This window comes from uncultured Streptococcus sp. (assembly GCF_963511325.1).
Lineage (GTDB): Bacteria > Bacillota > Bacilli > Lactobacillales > Streptococcaceae > Streptococcus.
Map to the genome: position 1 here is coordinate 1 of NZ_CAUPII010000023.1, position 16,483 is coordinate 16,483.

The 16,483-nt window shown below is 39.5% G+C and carries 18 protein-coding genes, 1 tRNA gene, 1 pseudogene and 1 other annotated feature; of the genes and pseudogenes, 7 read left to right on the top strand and 13 right to left on the bottom strand.

Annotated features, from left to right (window positions below; genetic code table 11):
• Positions 1-68 precede the first annotated feature (68 nt).
• Positions 69-155 (bottom strand) — a sequence feature (ribosomal protein L21 leader region).
• A gap of 64 nt (positions 156-219) precedes the next feature.
• On the bottom strand, positions 220-906 hold the full coding sequence (locus RQ973_RS06985) for a YoaK family protein (RefSeq protein ID WP_311523350.1): 687 nt from the start codon (positions 904-906) through the stop codon (positions 220-222).
• Positions 907-1,051: 145 nt separating this feature from the next.
• Here RQ973_RS06985 and RQ973_RS06990 point away from each other — a divergent pair, with 145 nt between their 5' ends.
• Together RQ973_RS06990 and RQ973_RS06995 are read left to right on the top strand one after the other, a co-directional pair.
• Positions 1,052-2,029 carry a Gfo/Idh/MocA family oxidoreductase gene (locus tag RQ973_RS06990; protein ID WP_311523351.1) on the top strand — a complete coding sequence of 326 codons (978 nt, stop codon included), beginning with the start codon at positions 1,052-1,054 and terminating at the stop codon, positions 2,027-2,029.
• On the top strand, positions 2,026-3,108 hold the full coding sequence (locus tag RQ973_RS06995; RefSeq protein ID WP_311523352.1) for a DEAD/DEAH box helicase: 1,083 nt from the start codon (positions 2,026-2,028) through the stop codon (positions 3,106-3,108). Before RQ973_RS06990 ends, RQ973_RS06995 begins: the two co-directional genes overlap by 4 nt.
• A 112-nt stretch (positions 3,109-3,220) precedes the next feature.
• On the opposite strand, the gene RQ973_RS07000 is transcribed toward RQ973_RS06995, so the two are convergent.
• Positions 3,221-3,598 carry a DUF1934 domain-containing protein gene (locus tag RQ973_RS07000; RefSeq protein WP_311523354.1) on the bottom strand — a complete coding sequence of 126 codons (378 nt, stop codon included), beginning with the start codon at positions 3,596-3,598 and terminating at the stop codon, positions 3,221-3,223.
• A 71-nt stretch (positions 3,599-3,669) separates the two neighbouring features.
• On the opposite strand from RQ973_RS07000, the gene RQ973_RS07005 reads away from it, so the two are divergent.
• Positions 3,670-4,974, top strand: coding sequence for an HD domain-containing protein (locus RQ973_RS07005; protein WP_311523356.1), 1,305 nt, complete (start codon positions 3,670-3,672; stop codon positions 4,972-4,974).
• A 12-nt stretch (positions 4,975-4,986) separates the two neighbouring features.
• Complete coding sequence (gene yidA / locus RQ973_RS07010) at positions 4,987-5,793, top strand: sugar-phosphatase (RefSeq protein ID WP_311523358.1); 807 nt, start codon at positions 4,987-4,989, stop codon at positions 5,791-5,793.
• A 60-nt stretch (positions 5,794-5,853) separates the two neighbouring features.
• On the opposite strand, the gene RQ973_RS07015 is transcribed toward yidA, so the two are convergent.
• From RQ973_RS07015 to RQ973_RS07035, 5 genes are all read right to left on the bottom strand, one after another.
• A tRNA-Arg gene (locus RQ973_RS07015) sits at positions 5,854-5,925 on the bottom strand.
• Between the two features lie 42 nt (positions 5,926-5,967).
• Positions 5,968-6,315, bottom strand: coding sequence for a 50S ribosomal protein L19 (gene rplS, locus RQ973_RS07020; protein WP_001068669.1), 348 nt, complete (start codon positions 6,313-6,315; stop codon positions 5,968-5,970).
• 123 nt (positions 6,316-6,438) lie between these two features.
• Positions 6,439-7,656 (bottom strand): chloride channel protein, encoded by a 1,218-nt coding sequence (locus RQ973_RS07025; protein ID WP_000624769.1) that lies wholly within the window; start codon positions 7,654-7,656, stop codon positions 6,439-6,441.
• Positions 7,649-7,921 carry a chorismate mutase gene (locus RQ973_RS07030; RefSeq protein ID WP_000362497.1) on the bottom strand — a complete coding sequence of 91 codons (273 nt, stop codon included), beginning with the start codon at positions 7,919-7,921 and terminating at the stop codon, positions 7,649-7,651. Before RQ973_RS07030 ends, RQ973_RS07025 begins: the two co-directional genes overlap by 8 nt.
• A gap of 119 nt (positions 7,922-8,040) precedes the next feature.
• Positions 8,041-8,484 (bottom strand): flavodoxin, encoded by a 444-nt coding sequence (locus RQ973_RS07035; RefSeq protein WP_261023933.1) that lies wholly within the window; start codon positions 8,482-8,484, stop codon positions 8,041-8,043.
• 103 nt (positions 8,485-8,587) lie between these two features.
• Between RQ973_RS07035 and RQ973_RS07040 the strand changes: the two genes are divergently transcribed.
• On the top strand, positions 8,588-9,523 hold the full coding sequence (locus tag RQ973_RS07040) for a bifunctional oligoribonuclease/PAP phosphatase NrnA (protein ID WP_049549298.1): 936 nt from the start codon (positions 8,588-8,590) through the stop codon (positions 9,521-9,523).
• A 96-nt stretch (positions 9,524-9,619) separates the two neighbouring features.
• The gene (locus RQ973_RS07045) at positions 9,620-9,862 is read left to right on the top strand and encodes a type B 50S ribosomal protein L31 (RefSeq protein WP_000710764.1); all 243 of its coding nucleotides are present in this window, start codon (positions 9,620-9,622) and stop codon (positions 9,860-9,862) included.
• A 46-nt stretch (positions 9,863-9,908) separates the two neighbouring features.
• On the opposite strand, the gene RQ973_RS07050 is transcribed toward RQ973_RS07045, so the two are convergent.
• The 5 genes from RQ973_RS07050 to RQ973_RS07070 all read right to left on the bottom strand — a co-directional run bounded on the left by RQ973_RS07050 (position 9,909) and on the right by RQ973_RS07070 (position 14,354).
• The gene (locus RQ973_RS07050) at positions 9,909-10,229 is read right to left on the bottom strand and encodes a heavy metal-binding domain-containing protein (protein ID WP_049549297.1); all 321 of its coding nucleotides are present in this window, start codon (positions 10,227-10,229) and stop codon (positions 9,909-9,911) included.
• Between the two features lie 341 nt (positions 10,230-10,570).
• The gene (locus RQ973_RS07055) at positions 10,571-10,846 is read right to left on the bottom strand and encodes an HU family DNA-binding protein (RefSeq protein ID WP_001284633.1); all 276 of its coding nucleotides are present in this window, start codon (positions 10,844-10,846) and stop codon (positions 10,571-10,573) included.
• A gap of 106 nt (positions 10,847-10,952) precedes the next feature.
• Positions 10,953-11,789: a DegV family protein gene (locus RQ973_RS07060; RefSeq protein ID WP_049549296.1), complete on the bottom strand. Its 837-nt coding sequence runs from the start codon at positions 11,787-11,789 to the stop codon at positions 10,953-10,955.
• A gap of 182 nt (positions 11,790-11,971) precedes the next feature.
• A complete protein-coding gene (locus RQ973_RS07065) occupies positions 11,972-13,201 on the bottom strand; it encodes a lipopolysaccharide assembly protein LapB (protein ID WP_049549295.1) in 1,230 nt (409 codons plus the stop codon).
• On the bottom strand, positions 13,191-14,354 hold the full coding sequence (locus RQ973_RS07070; protein WP_049549294.1) for an AI-2E family transporter: 1,164 nt from the start codon (positions 14,352-14,354) through the stop codon (positions 13,191-13,193). The genes RQ973_RS07065 and RQ973_RS07070 overlap by 11 nt, the downstream gene beginning before the upstream one ends.
• Positions 14,355-14,563: 209 nt before the next feature.
• On the opposite strand from RQ973_RS07070, the gene RQ973_RS07075 reads away from it, so the two are divergent.
• Positions 14,564-15,571 carry a lactonase family protein gene (locus RQ973_RS07075; RefSeq protein WP_049549293.1) on the top strand — a complete coding sequence of 336 codons (1,008 nt, stop codon included), beginning with the start codon at positions 14,564-14,566 and terminating at the stop codon, positions 15,569-15,571.
• A gap of 288 nt (positions 15,572-15,859) precedes the next feature.
• Here the strand turns inward: RQ973_RS07075 and tnpA are convergent.
• A pseudogene (gene tnpA, locus RQ973_RS07080) lies at positions 15,860-16,324 on the bottom strand (IS200/IS605 family transposase).
• Positions 16,325-16,483 lie beyond the last annotated feature (159 nt).

Sequence of the window (16,483 nt, forward strand, 5' to 3'; positions counted from 1 at the left end):
TTCCGCCAGTTTTGATAATTGCGTATGTGCTCATTATGCACCTCCTATGATTTTTTGGGTTTCCCCGTATTTTTGTGAAGACTCGCCTAGCATCGTGGGACGAACCACTTACACTTGAAAATCAAGCAACGATGTTCGTGCGGTTGCACAGGACTGTGCATAGTCAACTCTACAAGTATAGCATGATTCCTATTTTTTGACAAGCATTTATCATCAAAATTAAGCTTTTTCTCCGACTTTTTTCCTCCAATTAGCAAAAAGCATACTTAGATAAAAAATACTCATCATGATTGGAATTCCTAAAATTGTTTTTTCTTCATAAAAAATACTTAGATAAGCTGAGACAACAACTCCAAGAACAAAACTCGATAGCAAACTAACAAAGATTAGACCTTCTCGCAAAAAGGGAGTATGTTTGGTTCGAACATAGTCCCCGAAAGCCAACATAGTTCGTTTAATATTTCCCGTCATAAAAGCATTATTGTATGCAATTCCTGAAACTTCTCCGAATGCTGTTGTTACAAGTCCCATACAAAATGCTAACGGTGGTACTATGTATATATTATCAACCGTCAAGGGAACAAATCCTATTATCAAAGATAAAATTGCTAGTGGAATAAGGGATAGAATTGGTTTTCTTACAATCCTCAACTTTTCTTTATAGACTGTCAAAAGGAAGACACCCACCATGAAGGAAATCAAGGTCATTACCTTGGCGCTGGCATCTGAAACATTGTCCTGAATGAGACCGACGGAAAGGAAAACGACATTCCCTGTTTGACCTGCAACTAGAGTATTCCCACGTATGATAAAGGTATAGGCATCTACATAACCCGCACAAAAAGTCAAAAAAAGCGCCAATCTTTTTGAATGACGAGAAATTTTTCTCATAGGTAATAATCTCATACTACACTCCTATTTTTTCTGAATCTATTGTACCATTTTTTGAGGAAAATTCGAAGTGTCAAATAAAAGATTTGTCTCCCTTTGGCTAGTTTAGCCTATCTGTGATATAATGAAAGCAGTCATTACTTGTAGAAAAGGAGATTTCATGCTAAAACTTGGTATTATCGGTACTGGTGCAATCAGTCACCACTTTATAGAAGCTGCTCATACTAGTCAGGAATTCCAGTTAGTGGCTGTTTATTCAAGAAAGCTCACGACTGCCCAGCAATTTGCTAGTTCCTATACAAATGTTAGTCTATTTGATAATTTAGAGGATTTCTTCCAGTCTGATTTTGATATTGTCTATATCGCAAGTCCCAATTCTCTGCACTTTACTCAAGCCAAGGCCGCTTTATCTGCTGGCAAACATGTTATCCTTGAAAAACCAGCGGTGACTCAACCACAAGAATGGCAGGATTTAGTTGAAATAGCTCAAGAAAATCAATGTTTTATCTTTGAAGCAGCAAGAAACTATCATGAGGAAGCCTTCACCGTTATTAAAAACTTTTTAGCAGACAAGCAAGTTTTAGGTGCAGACCTTAACTTTGCCAAGTATTCTTCTAAGATGCCAGACCTTCTTTCTGGAAACACGCCAAATGTATTTTCAGACCATTTTGCTGGTGGGGCTCTCATGGACTTGGGAATTTATCCGATCTATGCTGCGGTTCGCTTATTTGGAAAAGCACTCGATGCAACCTATCAAGCTCAACAACTTGACAACACTATTGATCTAAACGGAGATGGTATCTTATCTTATCCCGGTTATCAAGTCCATATCAAAGCTGGTAAAAATATTACTTCTAATCTGCCTTGTGAAATATATACAACAGATGGAACCTTGACGCTCAACACTATTGAGCATGTTCGATCAGCTATTTTTACAGATCATCAAGGTAATGAAACACATCTATCTATTCAGCAGGCACCTCATACCATGACTGAGGAGGTCGCTGCTTTTGCTAACATGATCAAACAGCCAAACCTAGAACTTTACCAAGCTTGGTTGGATGATGCAACACACGTCCATAAGCTACTCTACACCATGCGCCAGACTGCTGGCATTAGATTTGAGGCAGAAAAATGAAAATCAAACTACCAACTGAATGGCTAGAACTCCTTGACCAACTCGGTTTCCAAGAATTCACCCCTATTCAAACTCAGCTTTTTGATCCGATTTTAGACGGTCAAACCCTTCTTGGAGTTAGTCCAACTGGTACAGGTAAGACTTTAGCTTATCTCCTACCAAGTCTTCTTCGTCTCCAAAAGAAAAAAGCGCAGCAACTATTGATTTTAGCGCCAAATACTGAACTGGCTGGTCAGATTTTTGAGGTAACTAAAACCTGGGGTGAAGCTATTGGCTTGACTGCTCAGCTCTTCCTTTCTGGTTCGAGTCAGAAACGTCAAATCGAACGACTGAAAAAAGGCCCAGAAATTCTGATTGGAACTCCTGGGCGTATCTTTGAACTGATTAAATTGAAGAAAATCAAGATGATGAATGTGGAAACGATCATTCTTGATGAGTTCGATCAGTTGCTAGATGATTCTCAAATTCACTTTGTTGAGAAAATCACTCACTACGCACCTCGTGACCACCAACTCATCTATATGAGTGCCACTACCAAGTTTGACCAAGATAAGATTGCGCCCAACACGCGCACCATTGACCTTTCAGATCAAAAGCTAGACAACATCCAACACTTCTACATGCAAGTAGACCAACGACACAGAGTAGATATGCTTCGTAAACTAGCACATGTCGATGACTTCCGTGGACTGGTATTCTTTAATAGTTTGTCAGACCTCGGAAGCGCTGAGGAAAAATTGCAATATCGTGATGTCCTAGCTGTTTCTCTAGCTAGCGATGTCAACGTTAAGTTCAGAAAAGTTATTCTCGAAAAATTCAAAGACAAGCAACTAACACTGCTTCTTGCAACAGACCTTCTAGCTCGTGGTATCGACATTGATAGCTTGGAATGCGTGGTTAACTTTGACGTTCCTAGAGATATGGAAACTTACACTCACCGCGCTGGCCGTACTGGACGTATGGGCAAAGAGGGCTATGTAATCACACTTGTAACGCATCCAGAAGACATCAAAAAGCTGAAGAAATTTGCAAGTGTACGTGAAATTGTCTTGAAAAATCAAGAACTGTATATCAAATAGAGGCTGGGACAAAAATCCCAACCTCATTTTTTATTAGCAAAAAAACTTTGACCTGCTAGTTGATTTGGAACTTCGAAATCGAATCTTTGACTTCCGATTTCTCCTCCACTTTTTACCCCCAGGTAATTTCTAAGCGGTAGTTCGCAAATGGAGTTCCTTCTTTGTTTTGTAGTTGATAGGCTAGTTCAATCTTTTGTTCTTCAACTTGATAATGGCTTGTTTGGATGATAAACTCCTGTATCCCCATCGGTGTAGGAATATAGGCTAAACTATCAGCTTCCTTCAGAAAACGCATGATGGTCTTAGGGTTGGAAAATCGAGACATCACCAACTCTGTATCATTAAACTTGAGTACCACTTTTTCCTTCTCCTCATTGTAAAAAAGGAGATAGGAAAAATCACCTTTCTCACGTAACTCAACGTCATAAAGTTGGTCGATCACTTCCAATTGTTCATCAAATTGGATGGTATTTCTCATTCGAATCTTCACTTCAAGTCCTCTTTCTTCACTCTTATCCTACTATTTTACCAAAAACTGTGGCTTTTTGCTATAATGGTTTTATGAATGAAAAAGTATTTCGTGACCCTGTTCACAATTATATCCATGTTGATAATCAGATTATCTATGACTTAATCAATACCAAAGAATTTCAACGGCTTCGTCGTATCAAGCAGCTCGGCACATCTAGTTATACCTTTCATGGTGGAGAACATAGTCGTTTCTCTCACTGTCTGGGTGTTTACGAGATTGCACGTCGCATCACCGAGATTTTTGAGGAAAAGTATCCTAAAGAATGGGATCCTTCGGAGTCCCTCCTAACCATGACTGCAGCCCTCCTTCATGACTTAGGACATGGCGCCTACTCGCATACCTTTGAAAATCTCTTTGATACCGATCATGAGGCGATTACGCAGGAAATTATCCAAAGCCCCGAAACAGAGATTCACCAGGTTCTTTTACAGGTAGCTCCAGATTTCCCCAAAAAGGTAGCTAGTGTTATAGACCATACTTATCCAAATAAGCAGGTGGTCCAACTGATTTCAAGTCAAATCGATGCAGATCGTATGGACTATCTCTTACGTGACTCCTATTTTACAGGGGCTTCTTATGGGGAATTTGACCTAACACGTATCTTACGAGTTATTCGCCCTATCGAAAACGGAATTGCCTTTCAACGAAATGGCATGCATGCCATCGAAGACTATGTTCTAAGTCGCTATCAAATGTATATGCAGGTATATTTCCATCCAGCAACACGTGCTATGGAAGTACTTCTGCAGAATCTTTTGAAACGTGCTAAAGAACTTTATCTAGACAATAAGGACTTCTTTACTCTTACATCCCCGCATCTACTGCCATTTTTCGAAAAAAATGTTAGCTTGGCTGACTATCTATCTTTGGATGATGGAGTTATGAATACCTATTTCCAACTATGGATGACCAGTTCTGACAAGATTTTAGCTGACCTGTCACAACGCTTTGTCAATCGCAAGGTTTTTAAATCAATCACCTTTTCACAAGAAGATCAAGAACAGCTTGCATCTATGAGAAAACTGGTTGAAGATATCGGCTTTGACCCTGACTATTACACAGCTATTCATAAGAACTTTGACCTTCCTTATGATATCTATCGCCCTGAATCTGAAAATCCACGAACACAGATTGAGATTATACAAAAAAATGGAGAACTAGCAGAACTCTCTAGCCTTTCTCCTATCGTTCAATCCCTTGCTGGCAGTCGCCACGGAGATAATCGTTTCTATTTCCCAAAAGAAATGTTGGATCAAAACAGCATCTTCGCAAGCATCACTCAGCAATTTTTACACTTGATTGAAAACGATCATTTTAAACCAAATAAAAACTAAAAGAGGAACTATATGAGTATTAAACTAATCGCCGTCGATATCGATGGAACCCTTGTCAACAGCCAAAAGGAAATCACTCCTCAAGTCTTTTCTGCCATCCAAGATGCCAAAGCAGCTGGTGTCAAAGTTATGATTGCAACTGGTCGCCCTATCGCAGGAGTTGCCAAACTTCTAGACGACTTGAAATTAAGAGATGAGGGTGACTATGTAGTGACCTTCAACGGTGCCCTTGTCCAAGAAACCGCTACAGGTCATGAAATTATCAGCGAATCCTTGACTTACGAGGATTATCTAGATATGGAATTCATCAGTCGTAAGCTCGGTGTCCATATGCATGCTATTACCAAGGATGGCATCTACACAGCCAATCGCAATATCGGAAAATACACTGTTCACGAATCAACCCTCGTCAGCATGCCCATCTTCTATCGTACACCTGAAGAAATGGCTGATAAGGAAATCGTCAAGTGTATGTTTATCGATGAACCGGAAATTCTTGATGCTGCTATTGAAAAGATTCCAGCAGAATTTTACGACCGCTACTCTATCAACAAATCTGCTCCTTTCTACCTCGAACTTCTCAAAAAAGGTGTAGACAAGGGTTCAGCTATCACTCACTTAGCTGAGAAACTTGGTTTGAACAAGGATGAAACTATGGCTATCGGTGACGAGGAAAATGACCGTGCCATGCTGGAAGTCGTTGGTAACCCAGTTGTCATGGAAAACGGAAATCCAGAAATCAAAAAAATAGCCAAATACATCACTAAAACAAATGACGAATCTGGCGTTGCCCATGCCATCCGTACATGGGTATTGTAAAAGGAAAGAATAGAATAGACGAAAACCGCTCGGCTGAGCGGTTTTTGATATCTAATTACATGCCCCCTGCAGGAATCGAACCTGCAACTACTCCTTAGGAGGGAGTTGTTATATCCATTGAACTAAGGGAGCTAGATAAAAACTCTGCTGAAGAAGCAGAGTTTTTTAGTCGAATTAACGACGAATTTCTTTGATACGAGCTGCTTTACCTTGAAGAGCACGCAAGTAGTACAATTTCGCACGACGTACTTTACCGTAACGAACAACTTCGATTTTTTCAACACGTGGAGTGTGGATTGGGAAGATACGCTCAACACCTACACCGTTAGAGATTTTACGAACTGTGTAGTTTTCTGAGATGCCAGCACCTTTACGTGCGATAACAACACCTTCAAAAATCTGGATACGTTCACGGTTACCTTCGACAACTTTCGCGTGTACACGAACAGTGTCACCAGGACGGAATGATGGGATATCTGTACGAAGTTGACCTTCAGTCAAGCTTTGGATTAATGGATTCATTTTATTCTCCTATCTTTGTCAATCTTGAGGAATATTCCTCAGCGGATAAACTGTATTTTTGTGCGTCCATTACACACAGAAACTATCATATCAGATAATTTCAGTTTTGTAAAGCTCTTTTCTCTACTTTTTTGCAACTTTTTGACCGGAATAAATGCTCCACTCTTTTGGCAGGCAATAGGCTATGGCACAGGCAATCACAAAGAAAGGAAGATTGGCATAGCCAAAGGCTTCTCCTCCGATCAAGATCGGTGCGAGCAAGGTCGTGGTCGCACTACCAAAGACACTGGCATAACCAATAGCTGCAACGACCAAGACTGGAAGACCCAGTATAGGTGCGAGAAAGACGCCAAGCGTAGCTCCGATCGCAAAGAGCGGTGTCACTTCTCCTCCTTGGTATCCAGCAGAGATGGTTACCACGGTAAAGAGAAGTTTGAGGATCCAGTCATAAGACTGCGCAGTCCCCTGATGAAAGGCTAGATCAATCAGATTGGTTCCAAGTCCACTATAAGTGCCGACTTTGGTCAGCTGGAGAGTCAAGAGGACTAAGCTGAGACCAGCCCCAATGACAGCAATCCGGATATACGGATTAGGCAAGACTTGAGCGACTGTTTTTTTCAACCAAGAAAGACTAACTACAAAGAGCTTCCCAGCGAGGCCAAAAGCCAAGCCAAGAAGGGCAACTTTGATCAAGGTCTCTGGTGTCCAGCTCAACGTTTCCTTGAGTGGCACAGCAAATTTCTCCAAGCCAAGAGCATGAGAGGTGAAGCTCGCCACGATCGAGGCGATGAGAGCTGGATAGAGAGCAATCAGCTGCAATTCCCCAACGGTCAAAACTTCAAGGGCAAAGAAGGTGGCAGCTAGTGGCGTCTGAAAGAGCCCCGCAAAACCTGCTGCCATCCCGGTCATAAGAAAAATACGTGAAGCATCGGCTATCTTGATATGACGGGCAAAACGATGCGAAAGGGTTGCTCCAATCTGAACAGCTACGCCTTCCCGACCAACCGAACCACCAAAGAGGTGGCTCATCCAGGTCGTCAGCATGATCAAAGGCACCAAGACCAAGGGGATTTCCTCCTCACGCGCGTGTCCAACATCAAAAACTAGGCCCATCCCTTTTGATGCCTTGCCACCAAAACGTTTATAGAGATAAACGATGACAAGCCCTGCTAAAGCCAGGAAAAGAATCAAGGGCCAGTGCTGGCTTCGAACATCTCCGATTAGGAGAAGGCCTTGGCCAAAAATCATATCAATGGTACCGACCAATAGACCGATGAAGAGGGCCATCCCTGTCAGTACCATATACTGTTTTGCTTTTTCCTTGATGGATAGACTAATCACGCGCCCTGACCTCCTCTTGGTAAGTTCTAGAGTGTTTCATCATATCTTGAAACTGGGCTTGAATTGTCGAGCGATACTGCTCATCCATCACAAGAGAGCCGACTTTTTCAAGAACTTCTCTTTCCCTTCCCTGGTCGAGCACAGGGAGTCCCTCTTGCTCCTTATATTTTACAATCTGACCGACACAAACCATCCGTTTTTCCAGCAAGGCTACAAGCTCTTGATCGATTTGATCAATTTCTTGACGAATACTATCTAAATCCATAGTGTCTCCTCCTTTATTTGAATTATTGTATCAAAAAGCCACCAAATAGGCTAGTAAAATCCCAACTCACGATAAGAAAAATGTACTGATTGATTGCATCAGCGCACGTTTGTTTATACTTATCCTACTTTAGCAGCCAATTCTTCTGCGAATTGTTCCAAGCGTTCAATGTCTTCTTCTTCGGCAGAAAGATCAACTTTGACACACTCTGAACCTTTTTCTGCCCCTGTTGACACAAAAACACGGTCAAAGTCATCAACAGCCTTACAGAATTCATCGTAGAAGGTATCTCCTGAGCCGACCACTCCGTAGATTTTACCATTCAAGTTGAGGTCTGCTAGGTCTTCGTAGAAGTCCATCATCTCATCGGGCAATTCTCCATCACCGTAAGTGTAGGTTGCAACGATTGCGATATCTGCTTCAAGAAAGTCAGATGCGTCAACAGTTGTACATTCATCAACATCGACATCCAAGCCCAACTCACGCAATTTATCTGCTACAATATCTGCAATTTCTTCGGTATTACCGGTCATACTGGCAAATACAATTTTTGCTAATGCCATATCGTCCTCCTCAATTTATCTTCCTCCATTATATCACATCTTTTTCATTTTAAAAATAAAAACTCTTGTGCTACAATGAAATGAGAAAGAATTGAGGTTACTTATGGAAATTTGCCATCAAATTTTAGAAAAAATTAAAGCATACGATACCATTGTCATTCACCGTCACATGAAACCCGATCCTGATGCCTTAGGAAGTCAGGTTGGACTCAAAGCACTTCTGGAACATCATTTCCCAGAAAAAAAAATCAAGGTAGTCGGTTATGATGAACCTACCCTAACATGGCTTACAAAGATGGATCAGGTAGAAGACAAAGATTATCAAGGGGCACTTGCTATCATTTGTGATACAGCAAATACTGCTCGTATCGATGATAAACGTTATATCAATGCTGAAACCATTATTAAAATTGACCACCATCCAAATGATGAAGTATACGGAGATCTTGTTTGGGTAGATACCAACTCGAGCAGTGCCAGTGAGATGATTGCTCACTTTGCTGAAACAACTAATCTTGAATTATCTGACTATGCAGCTAAAATGCTATGTGCTGGAATTATTGGCGATACCGGCCGTTTCCTTTATCCGTCTACTTCTGCTCGTACCCTTCGAATTGCTAGTAAACTAAGAGAACATAACTTTGACTATGCTGAATTAGCACGTAAAATGGACACCATGAGCTTTAAAATTGCTAAACTTCAAGGTTATGTCTATGATCACTTAGAAGTTGATGAAAACGGTGTTGCGCGTGTCATTCTGACTCAAGAAATTCTAAAAACATATCAAGTAACAGACGCAGAAACAGCAGCCATTATTGGTGCTCCAGGTCGTATTGATACTGTTAACCTTTGGGGAATATTTGTGGAACAAGCAGATGGCCACTATCGCGTTCGACTTCGCAGTAAATTCGTTCCAATCAATAGTGTTGCAAAAGAACATGATGGTGGAGGTCACCCACTTGCAAGTGGTGCTAACTCCTATAGCCTAGAGGAAAATGAAGTCATCTACCAAAAATTAAAAAACTTACTGAAAAAATAGATAAAAAGCTTGCCAAACTTAGCATAATCTGTTAGACTAGTATGGTAACAATCTATGGCTCGCAAAGAGACCATGGCAGAAAGGAAATATTGCAAAATGAAAAAAGATATCCATCCAGAATATCGCCCAGTTGTCTTCATGGACACAACTACTGGTTACCAATTCCTTAGCGGTTCAACAAAACGCTCTAACGAAACTGTTGAGTTCGAAGGCGAAACTTACCCATTGATCCGTGTGGAAATTTCATCAGACTCACACCCATTCTATACTGGACGTCAAAAGTTCACTCAAGCAGATGGACGCGTGGATCGTTTCAACAAAAAATACGGTCTCAAATAATCATAAAAAGAACAGTTCCGACTGTTCTTTTTTTTGTTTCTTCAAATTAGGAGTCAACCACAACTGCTGTACCACTACAAGTGACCATTAGCATACCATTTTCAGCCCCTAAAGTTTCATAGTCCATTTTTATACCTATAATAGCATTTGCTCCACGTTCACTTGCACGCTCCATCATTTCTGCTAGAGCTTCTTCCCTAGCTTGAGTCAATTCAACTTCATAACTACTAGCTCGTCCTCCAAAAACATTACGGAAGCCAGCAGCCATATCTTTGAACATATTAATGCCAGCAACCACTTCACCAAAGACGATTCCTTTGTAGGCTAGGATTTTCTTGCCTTCAATTCCCGTAGTTGAAATAATCATCTTCACTTCCTCCTGACTTCTTTTATATAATTGTAAACCCTTTTACTAACTCTGTCAAGAAATACTATAAGGGGCTCAATACTTGAAAGGAGACTCTTCTCACCATCCTTATTTGCTATCCATTTAGTGCCAATTGTATGGATGATGGCCTAAATCTTTTCTTTGCAAGCCTAACTTGAGATAGGCTTATCGGCTTCACCATTCTTACAAATAGTAGATCTTAGAATCTATGACTGATATAGAAGATACTGTTCTCTCCTGCCCCCTTTTTGCCCCAAAACTACAAAAAAGCCTATCGACCAAGCTAGAAAGCTTGATACAATAGGCTTTTTCTAAATTCATTATTTAACAGCGTCTTTAAGAGCTTTACCAGCTTTGAATGCTGGAACTTTTGAAGCTGCGATAGTGATTTCTTTACCAGTTTGTGGGTTGCGACCTTTACGTGCTGCACGCTCACGAACTTCGAAATTACCAAAACCGATCAATTGAACTTTTTCACCAGCTGCAAGGTAATCAGCTACTGCTGCAAATACAGCATCTACTGCTGCTGCTGAGTCTTTCTTTGTCAATTCTGTAGCTTCTGCTACTTTAGCGATCAAATCTTGTTTGTTTGCCATGTTAATAATTCCTCCAAATATTTTCTAATTAACAATTACAATCATATCCTAAATTCTCTTGTAGGTCAAGTCAAAAACGCTATTTCTTGCTATTTTCTTTATTTTTTTAGGACTCATATCTGACTAAAATAGCCCAAGCATTTTCACCTGTATGTGTCTGAATAATCGAACCTGTTTCTAAAACAGAAATTGATTTGTCTACGAATGGTTGTAGGATTTCTTTCATCTCTTCTGCCCAGTCCCGAGTTCCAGAATAGGAAATACCAATCTCAGAAACAGAACACTCTGACAGTTTTGAAACTAGTTCATCCAACCATTTCTTAAAGGTTTTTGCTCCACGTCCTTTCACGATTGGTTGTAATTCGTCATCCTTCATCTGCATGACTACTCGGATATTTAATAGAGAGCTTAAAAGACCTGTCACTCGGCCAATACGGCCACCTTTTACAAGGTTTTCTAAGGTAGAAACACCGATGTAGAGCTCTGTATTTTTCTTGACTTCTTCAACATGAGCCACAATTGTTTCTATGTTTTGTCCTTCTTGAGCTAACTTAGCTGCTTCAACCACTTGAAATTTTAGGGCTTGATCTGTAAAAGAACTATCCAATACGGTTACATTAGCCGTTGACAAACTTGCACCCTGACGAGCTGCTTCGACAGTTCCTGATAAGGCATGAGACATATGAATGGCTAAAATTTGACTACCGTCTTTACTCAACTCATCAAAAATCTCAGCAAAGAGTCCAACAGGAGGTTGACTTGTTTTAGGCAGATTTTTACTCTCTTTCATCAAGCGAAGAAATTCCCCTTCTTCAAGATCAGCATCCGAATAAAGAACACTATCAATCATTACAGAGAGCGGAACGACGGTAATATTTAATTCTTTGACCACTTCTGGTTCAATGGTAACAGAAGAATCTGTTACGATTTTTACTTGTGTCATAATTCAAATCTTTCTATGTTTCACTTTTTGAGTGAGTTTTTTCAATTTAACTATAACAATTATATCAAAAAAATGCTAAAAATTCATACTGTATCTATTCATTTTTATAATGGAATTTATAGATTTTTAAATCTTTCATTTTATAAAAATAATCGCCTGCTAAGACGACTATTTTGGTATCATCATAAACGTTCATACAAATCTTGCATCTGTATGTCATCAGGAACCAACTTGAGATAGTGTTGGATCTGTTCTTTTGCTTCTTCAAACCTTCCAAGTTCGCGTAATAGATGAATGTATTGCTCTAAAAACTCAGGATTTTCCTTGAGTTCTGAAACCAATGCCTGATAAGATTCATAGGCAACATCCAAATCTTCAGTTTCTTGGTAACTCCGTGCAATCATCCACTTAGTCAAGAGATTTTCTGGCTCATATACTTCTAAGGCTAGAATATCCTCATACCGTTCTTGCTCCTGATACATGGTTGCTAGTCGCAAGAGGACTTCTTCTTGGTCTTCCGCATCTTCTTGAGCTTGAAGAAGATAAGCTTCCGCCTGCTCGGGTTGATGCAATTCGTAAGATAATTGTGAAGCAAGGAGTAGTAAACGTGTTTCGAATGGATTTTTTTCCAAACCTTGTTGAGCTATCAGTAAGGCTTGCTCAGTCTGGTGTTCCTTATGTAGAGCCTGACTATAACCATACTCATACCCTTCAAAATCTGGAGAAATAGTATCCAGCTGTTTAAAATATAAAACTGCCTTGTGATATTCCTCTTGATCAAAGTAAAGACTTGCTAATTCAAATGCAGTCTGATCTTCATAATCTAACTCTAAAGCTTTTTCTAAAAACTCTATGGCTGATTCAAACTTTCCAAGTCGAGCATAGGCAGTTCCAATTCGTTGATAGGTCGAAATCCCTGTCTGCTCATATATTTCACGATTATCCAGTTGAGCATAGCCCTTAATCGCTTCTAAATCATTTCCAAGTTCACTATCTAACTCTGCTAGCCCAAAAATCAATAAAGGATCATCAGAGTAATTAAGAGCTTCTAATAGCTTGTCGCGAGCTACATCCGTCAATCCTTCCATTTGATAGAAATCAGCCTTTAAAACAAGAGCAGATACATAAGAATCGCTATTGGGTTGAATTTCTTCTAGATAGGCAAATGCTTCTTCAATTTGTCCGTCTTCACTTGCGATACTAGCTAAATTGAGATTCACTTCTGGAAATAATGGAGCTAGTTTTTCATAGATTTGACGAGCTTGTGGATAAAAACCAATACCTTCAAGATAATAAGCCAGTTCCAGAAGAAGATCGTCAGGATCTTCTCCCAAGGCTTTTTGAAAATAGTGATCAGCTCTTGTTAAATCTTGCTGATCCAAAGCTTCAAGCATTTCTTGACTATTGCTCACCTTCAACCTCCTCTTCTAACTCATACAGACCACTAACTTTTTTATACCATTCAAAAATAGCTGAAATAACAACTTTGGCTGAAGCATAAACAGGAATTCCCAATAGGACTCCCCAAACACCAAACATAGAACCAGACGTCAATAAAACGAATAGAATAGTGATTGGATGGATGTTTAGCTGACTACCTAAAATCAATGGAGACACAAAACGACCTTCAATTGTCTGCTCTACGATAAAAACGATAATAACTTTCAATAGCATAACTGGTCCAGCAATTAACCCTAAGACCAGAGCTGGTATCATAGCAAGGAAACTTCCAAGATAAGGGATAAGATTTAAGACCCCAGCAGTAATACCAAGAGTCACTGCATATCTCAAACCAATAATCTTAAAGAAGATGATAAACATAATCGCCACGATAACAGCAACAGTAATTTGTCCTCTCACATAGTTAGAAAGTTGTTGGTTCACATCCGTTAGAACCTTACCTACTGGTTCTCTCAATTTATTTGGTAAGAACTGAGTGATATGATCTCTCAAACCTTTTCCATCTCTAAGGAGATAAAAGAGCATAAAGGGCATGATAATCAAAGCGACAATGACTTGTGACGTTCCACTGATAAGAGCACTCACCCAGTTCACAGCCTTAGAAGATATATTACTTGCCCAAGCAGTTGCTTGTGTTGAAAACTGAGCCAGAACCTGTTCCAGTTGTGGTCTAAAGTCATCTGGTAAACGCTTGGTTACAAGGTCATTAATAACTCTGTCAGCATCTTCGAGATAATTTGGTACATTTTGCGCAAAAATAACTACTTGACGTTGAAGATTTGGAATCGCGACAGCCAGACCAATAATCAGAAGTATAGCAATAATGACAAAGATAATACTAATGGCTAAGACACGATTTATCTTGTACTTCTCCATCAAATCCACCAGTGGGTTTAAGAGATAAAAAAGCAATCCTGATAAAATAACAGGTAACATGACCACTGATAAAAAATCAACGACAGGGATAAATAAAAAACTAATCTTACTTAAAATAAAAATATTGAGACCTAGTAACAAGGCTACCAAAAATACAGTAACAGCCTTATTATCTAAAAACCATTTAAAAAACCAAGATAAATTAAAATGTTTCTCTTTTTGTTCCATATCTACTTCCTTTCCTTTGTCTTTTCATTATACCATTTTTACAGAGAATAAACTGTTTTTAAAGTGTTGAGGTGACGATTGAAAACTCTAAAAATCCAACTTGCATTTTACTAATTTTATACTTAGAAGTTTCATTCTTTTCCCTACCATTCTCTTCAGTTATCCCAATTTATGATATAATAGAAACATCTTTATTTAGAGGTATAGATATGATTGAAATAATTTATTTCGGAACCTACACTCGTCGCTTATCCCAAGGGATTTATCAAGCTGATTTTGATACAGAGACTGGGCAATTATCAAATCTTAAACTATTTGCTACTGAACCAAGTCCTACCTATCTTGCATTTGATCAAGAAAATCACCTCTACACAGTCGGTAGCAAAGACGGACAAGGGGGAATTGCTGCCTATCAAACTGATGGTACTTTGCTTAACCATGTTGTAACAGAAGGTACCCCTCACTGTTATGTTGCTGTCGATGAAAAACGTGGCCTAGTATACGGTGCTAACTATCATAAGGGACAAGTTCTGGTCTATAAACGAAAAAAAGATGGTAGTCTTGAATTGGCTGATACAGTTCAACATAGCGGTCATGGTCCTCATGAAAATCAAGCTTCTCCACATGTACACTTTACAGATTTAACACCAGATCAGTATTTAGTGACTTGCGACTTGGGTACTGATGAGGTTACTACTTATGATGTCAATCCAGAAGGAAAACTAAATAAGCTAGCTACTTACAACTGTAGCCCTGGTGCTGGTGCACGTCACCTTGTTTTTCATAACCACTACAAGATTGCTTATCTCATCTGTGAACTCAATAGTACAATTGAAGTATTGATTTATGATGGTGTTGGTGCATTTGAAAAAATGCAGGTTATTTCTACACTCCCTGAAGGATTTAATGACTTTAATGGAACTGCTGCAATTCGTCTCTCAGAAGATGGAAAATATCTTTACGCATCAAACCGTGGTCACGATTCTATTGTAGTCTACACTATTCTAGCTGATGGCAGTTTAGAATTGTTGGAATTCGTTCCTACAAACGGAAAAACTCCTCGAGATTTTATTCTCTCACCAGACCAAGAATTTCTCATCGCTGTTCATCAGGATTCTGATAATGCAACAGTATTTAAACGCAATCCAGAAACTGGTCGTCTTGCAGAACTTTCCAATGACTTTCACGTACCTGAAGCGGTTTGCGTCACCTTTTAAACATAGAAAAATGGCGGTGGGACAGAAATCGATAGACAAAGTCTCGATTTCGTAGTCCCAGCCCCGCGAGGATGATTAGGAGCTTTTTGGAGTCTAAAAGACGAATAAAAAGTCAATCAGCTACCACGTCAAAGTTTGATTGCTAATCATGACCACCCGTCAAACGGGTGGTTTGTACCAGGGCTATAAGCCCAGATAACTAGCCAGCGCCTAAAGACGCTGGCTTTCACTTTGTTCAAGCCTTATTGCATTTTGACTCGTCACAAGCCTCTCAAAGAGGCATATGTACTACTTGCCACTATCCCTAAAGGGATCTTCATATTCTTTTACACTCAACTTATCTAAAGCAATATCTTTTCGCTCTTGTTCCTGAATCTATTTCTTTATTGTGGCTTCATTGAGGCCAACTGTACTCACATAATATCCCTCTGCCCAAAAATGTCGATTTCCAAACTTATATTTCAGATTTGCGTGTTTATCGAACATCATTAGAGCGCTTTTACCTTTTAAATATCCCATGAAACTTGAAATACTAATTCTAGGTGGAATATTTACCAACATATGAACATGATCTGGCATTAAATGGCCCTCGATAATCTCAACACCTTTATAACTACATAATCTATGGAATATTTCTCCCAAACTACTTCGATATTGATTATAGATCACTTTTCATCTATACTTAGGGGTGAACACAATGTGATATTTACACATCCATTTTGTGTGTGATAAACTATGTGCTTTTTGAGCCATATTTTTCTCCTTTCGCTTTACAATTGGCTTGAACACCTTAATTGTATCGCGTTTGGAGTTTTTTGGTATAACCTTCGATGCGCACCCGCATAGCGGGTGGTTTTTTTGTCTCGCAACTAACGGAGCGAGACGGACTGAAAGTCACATAATAAAAAGTGA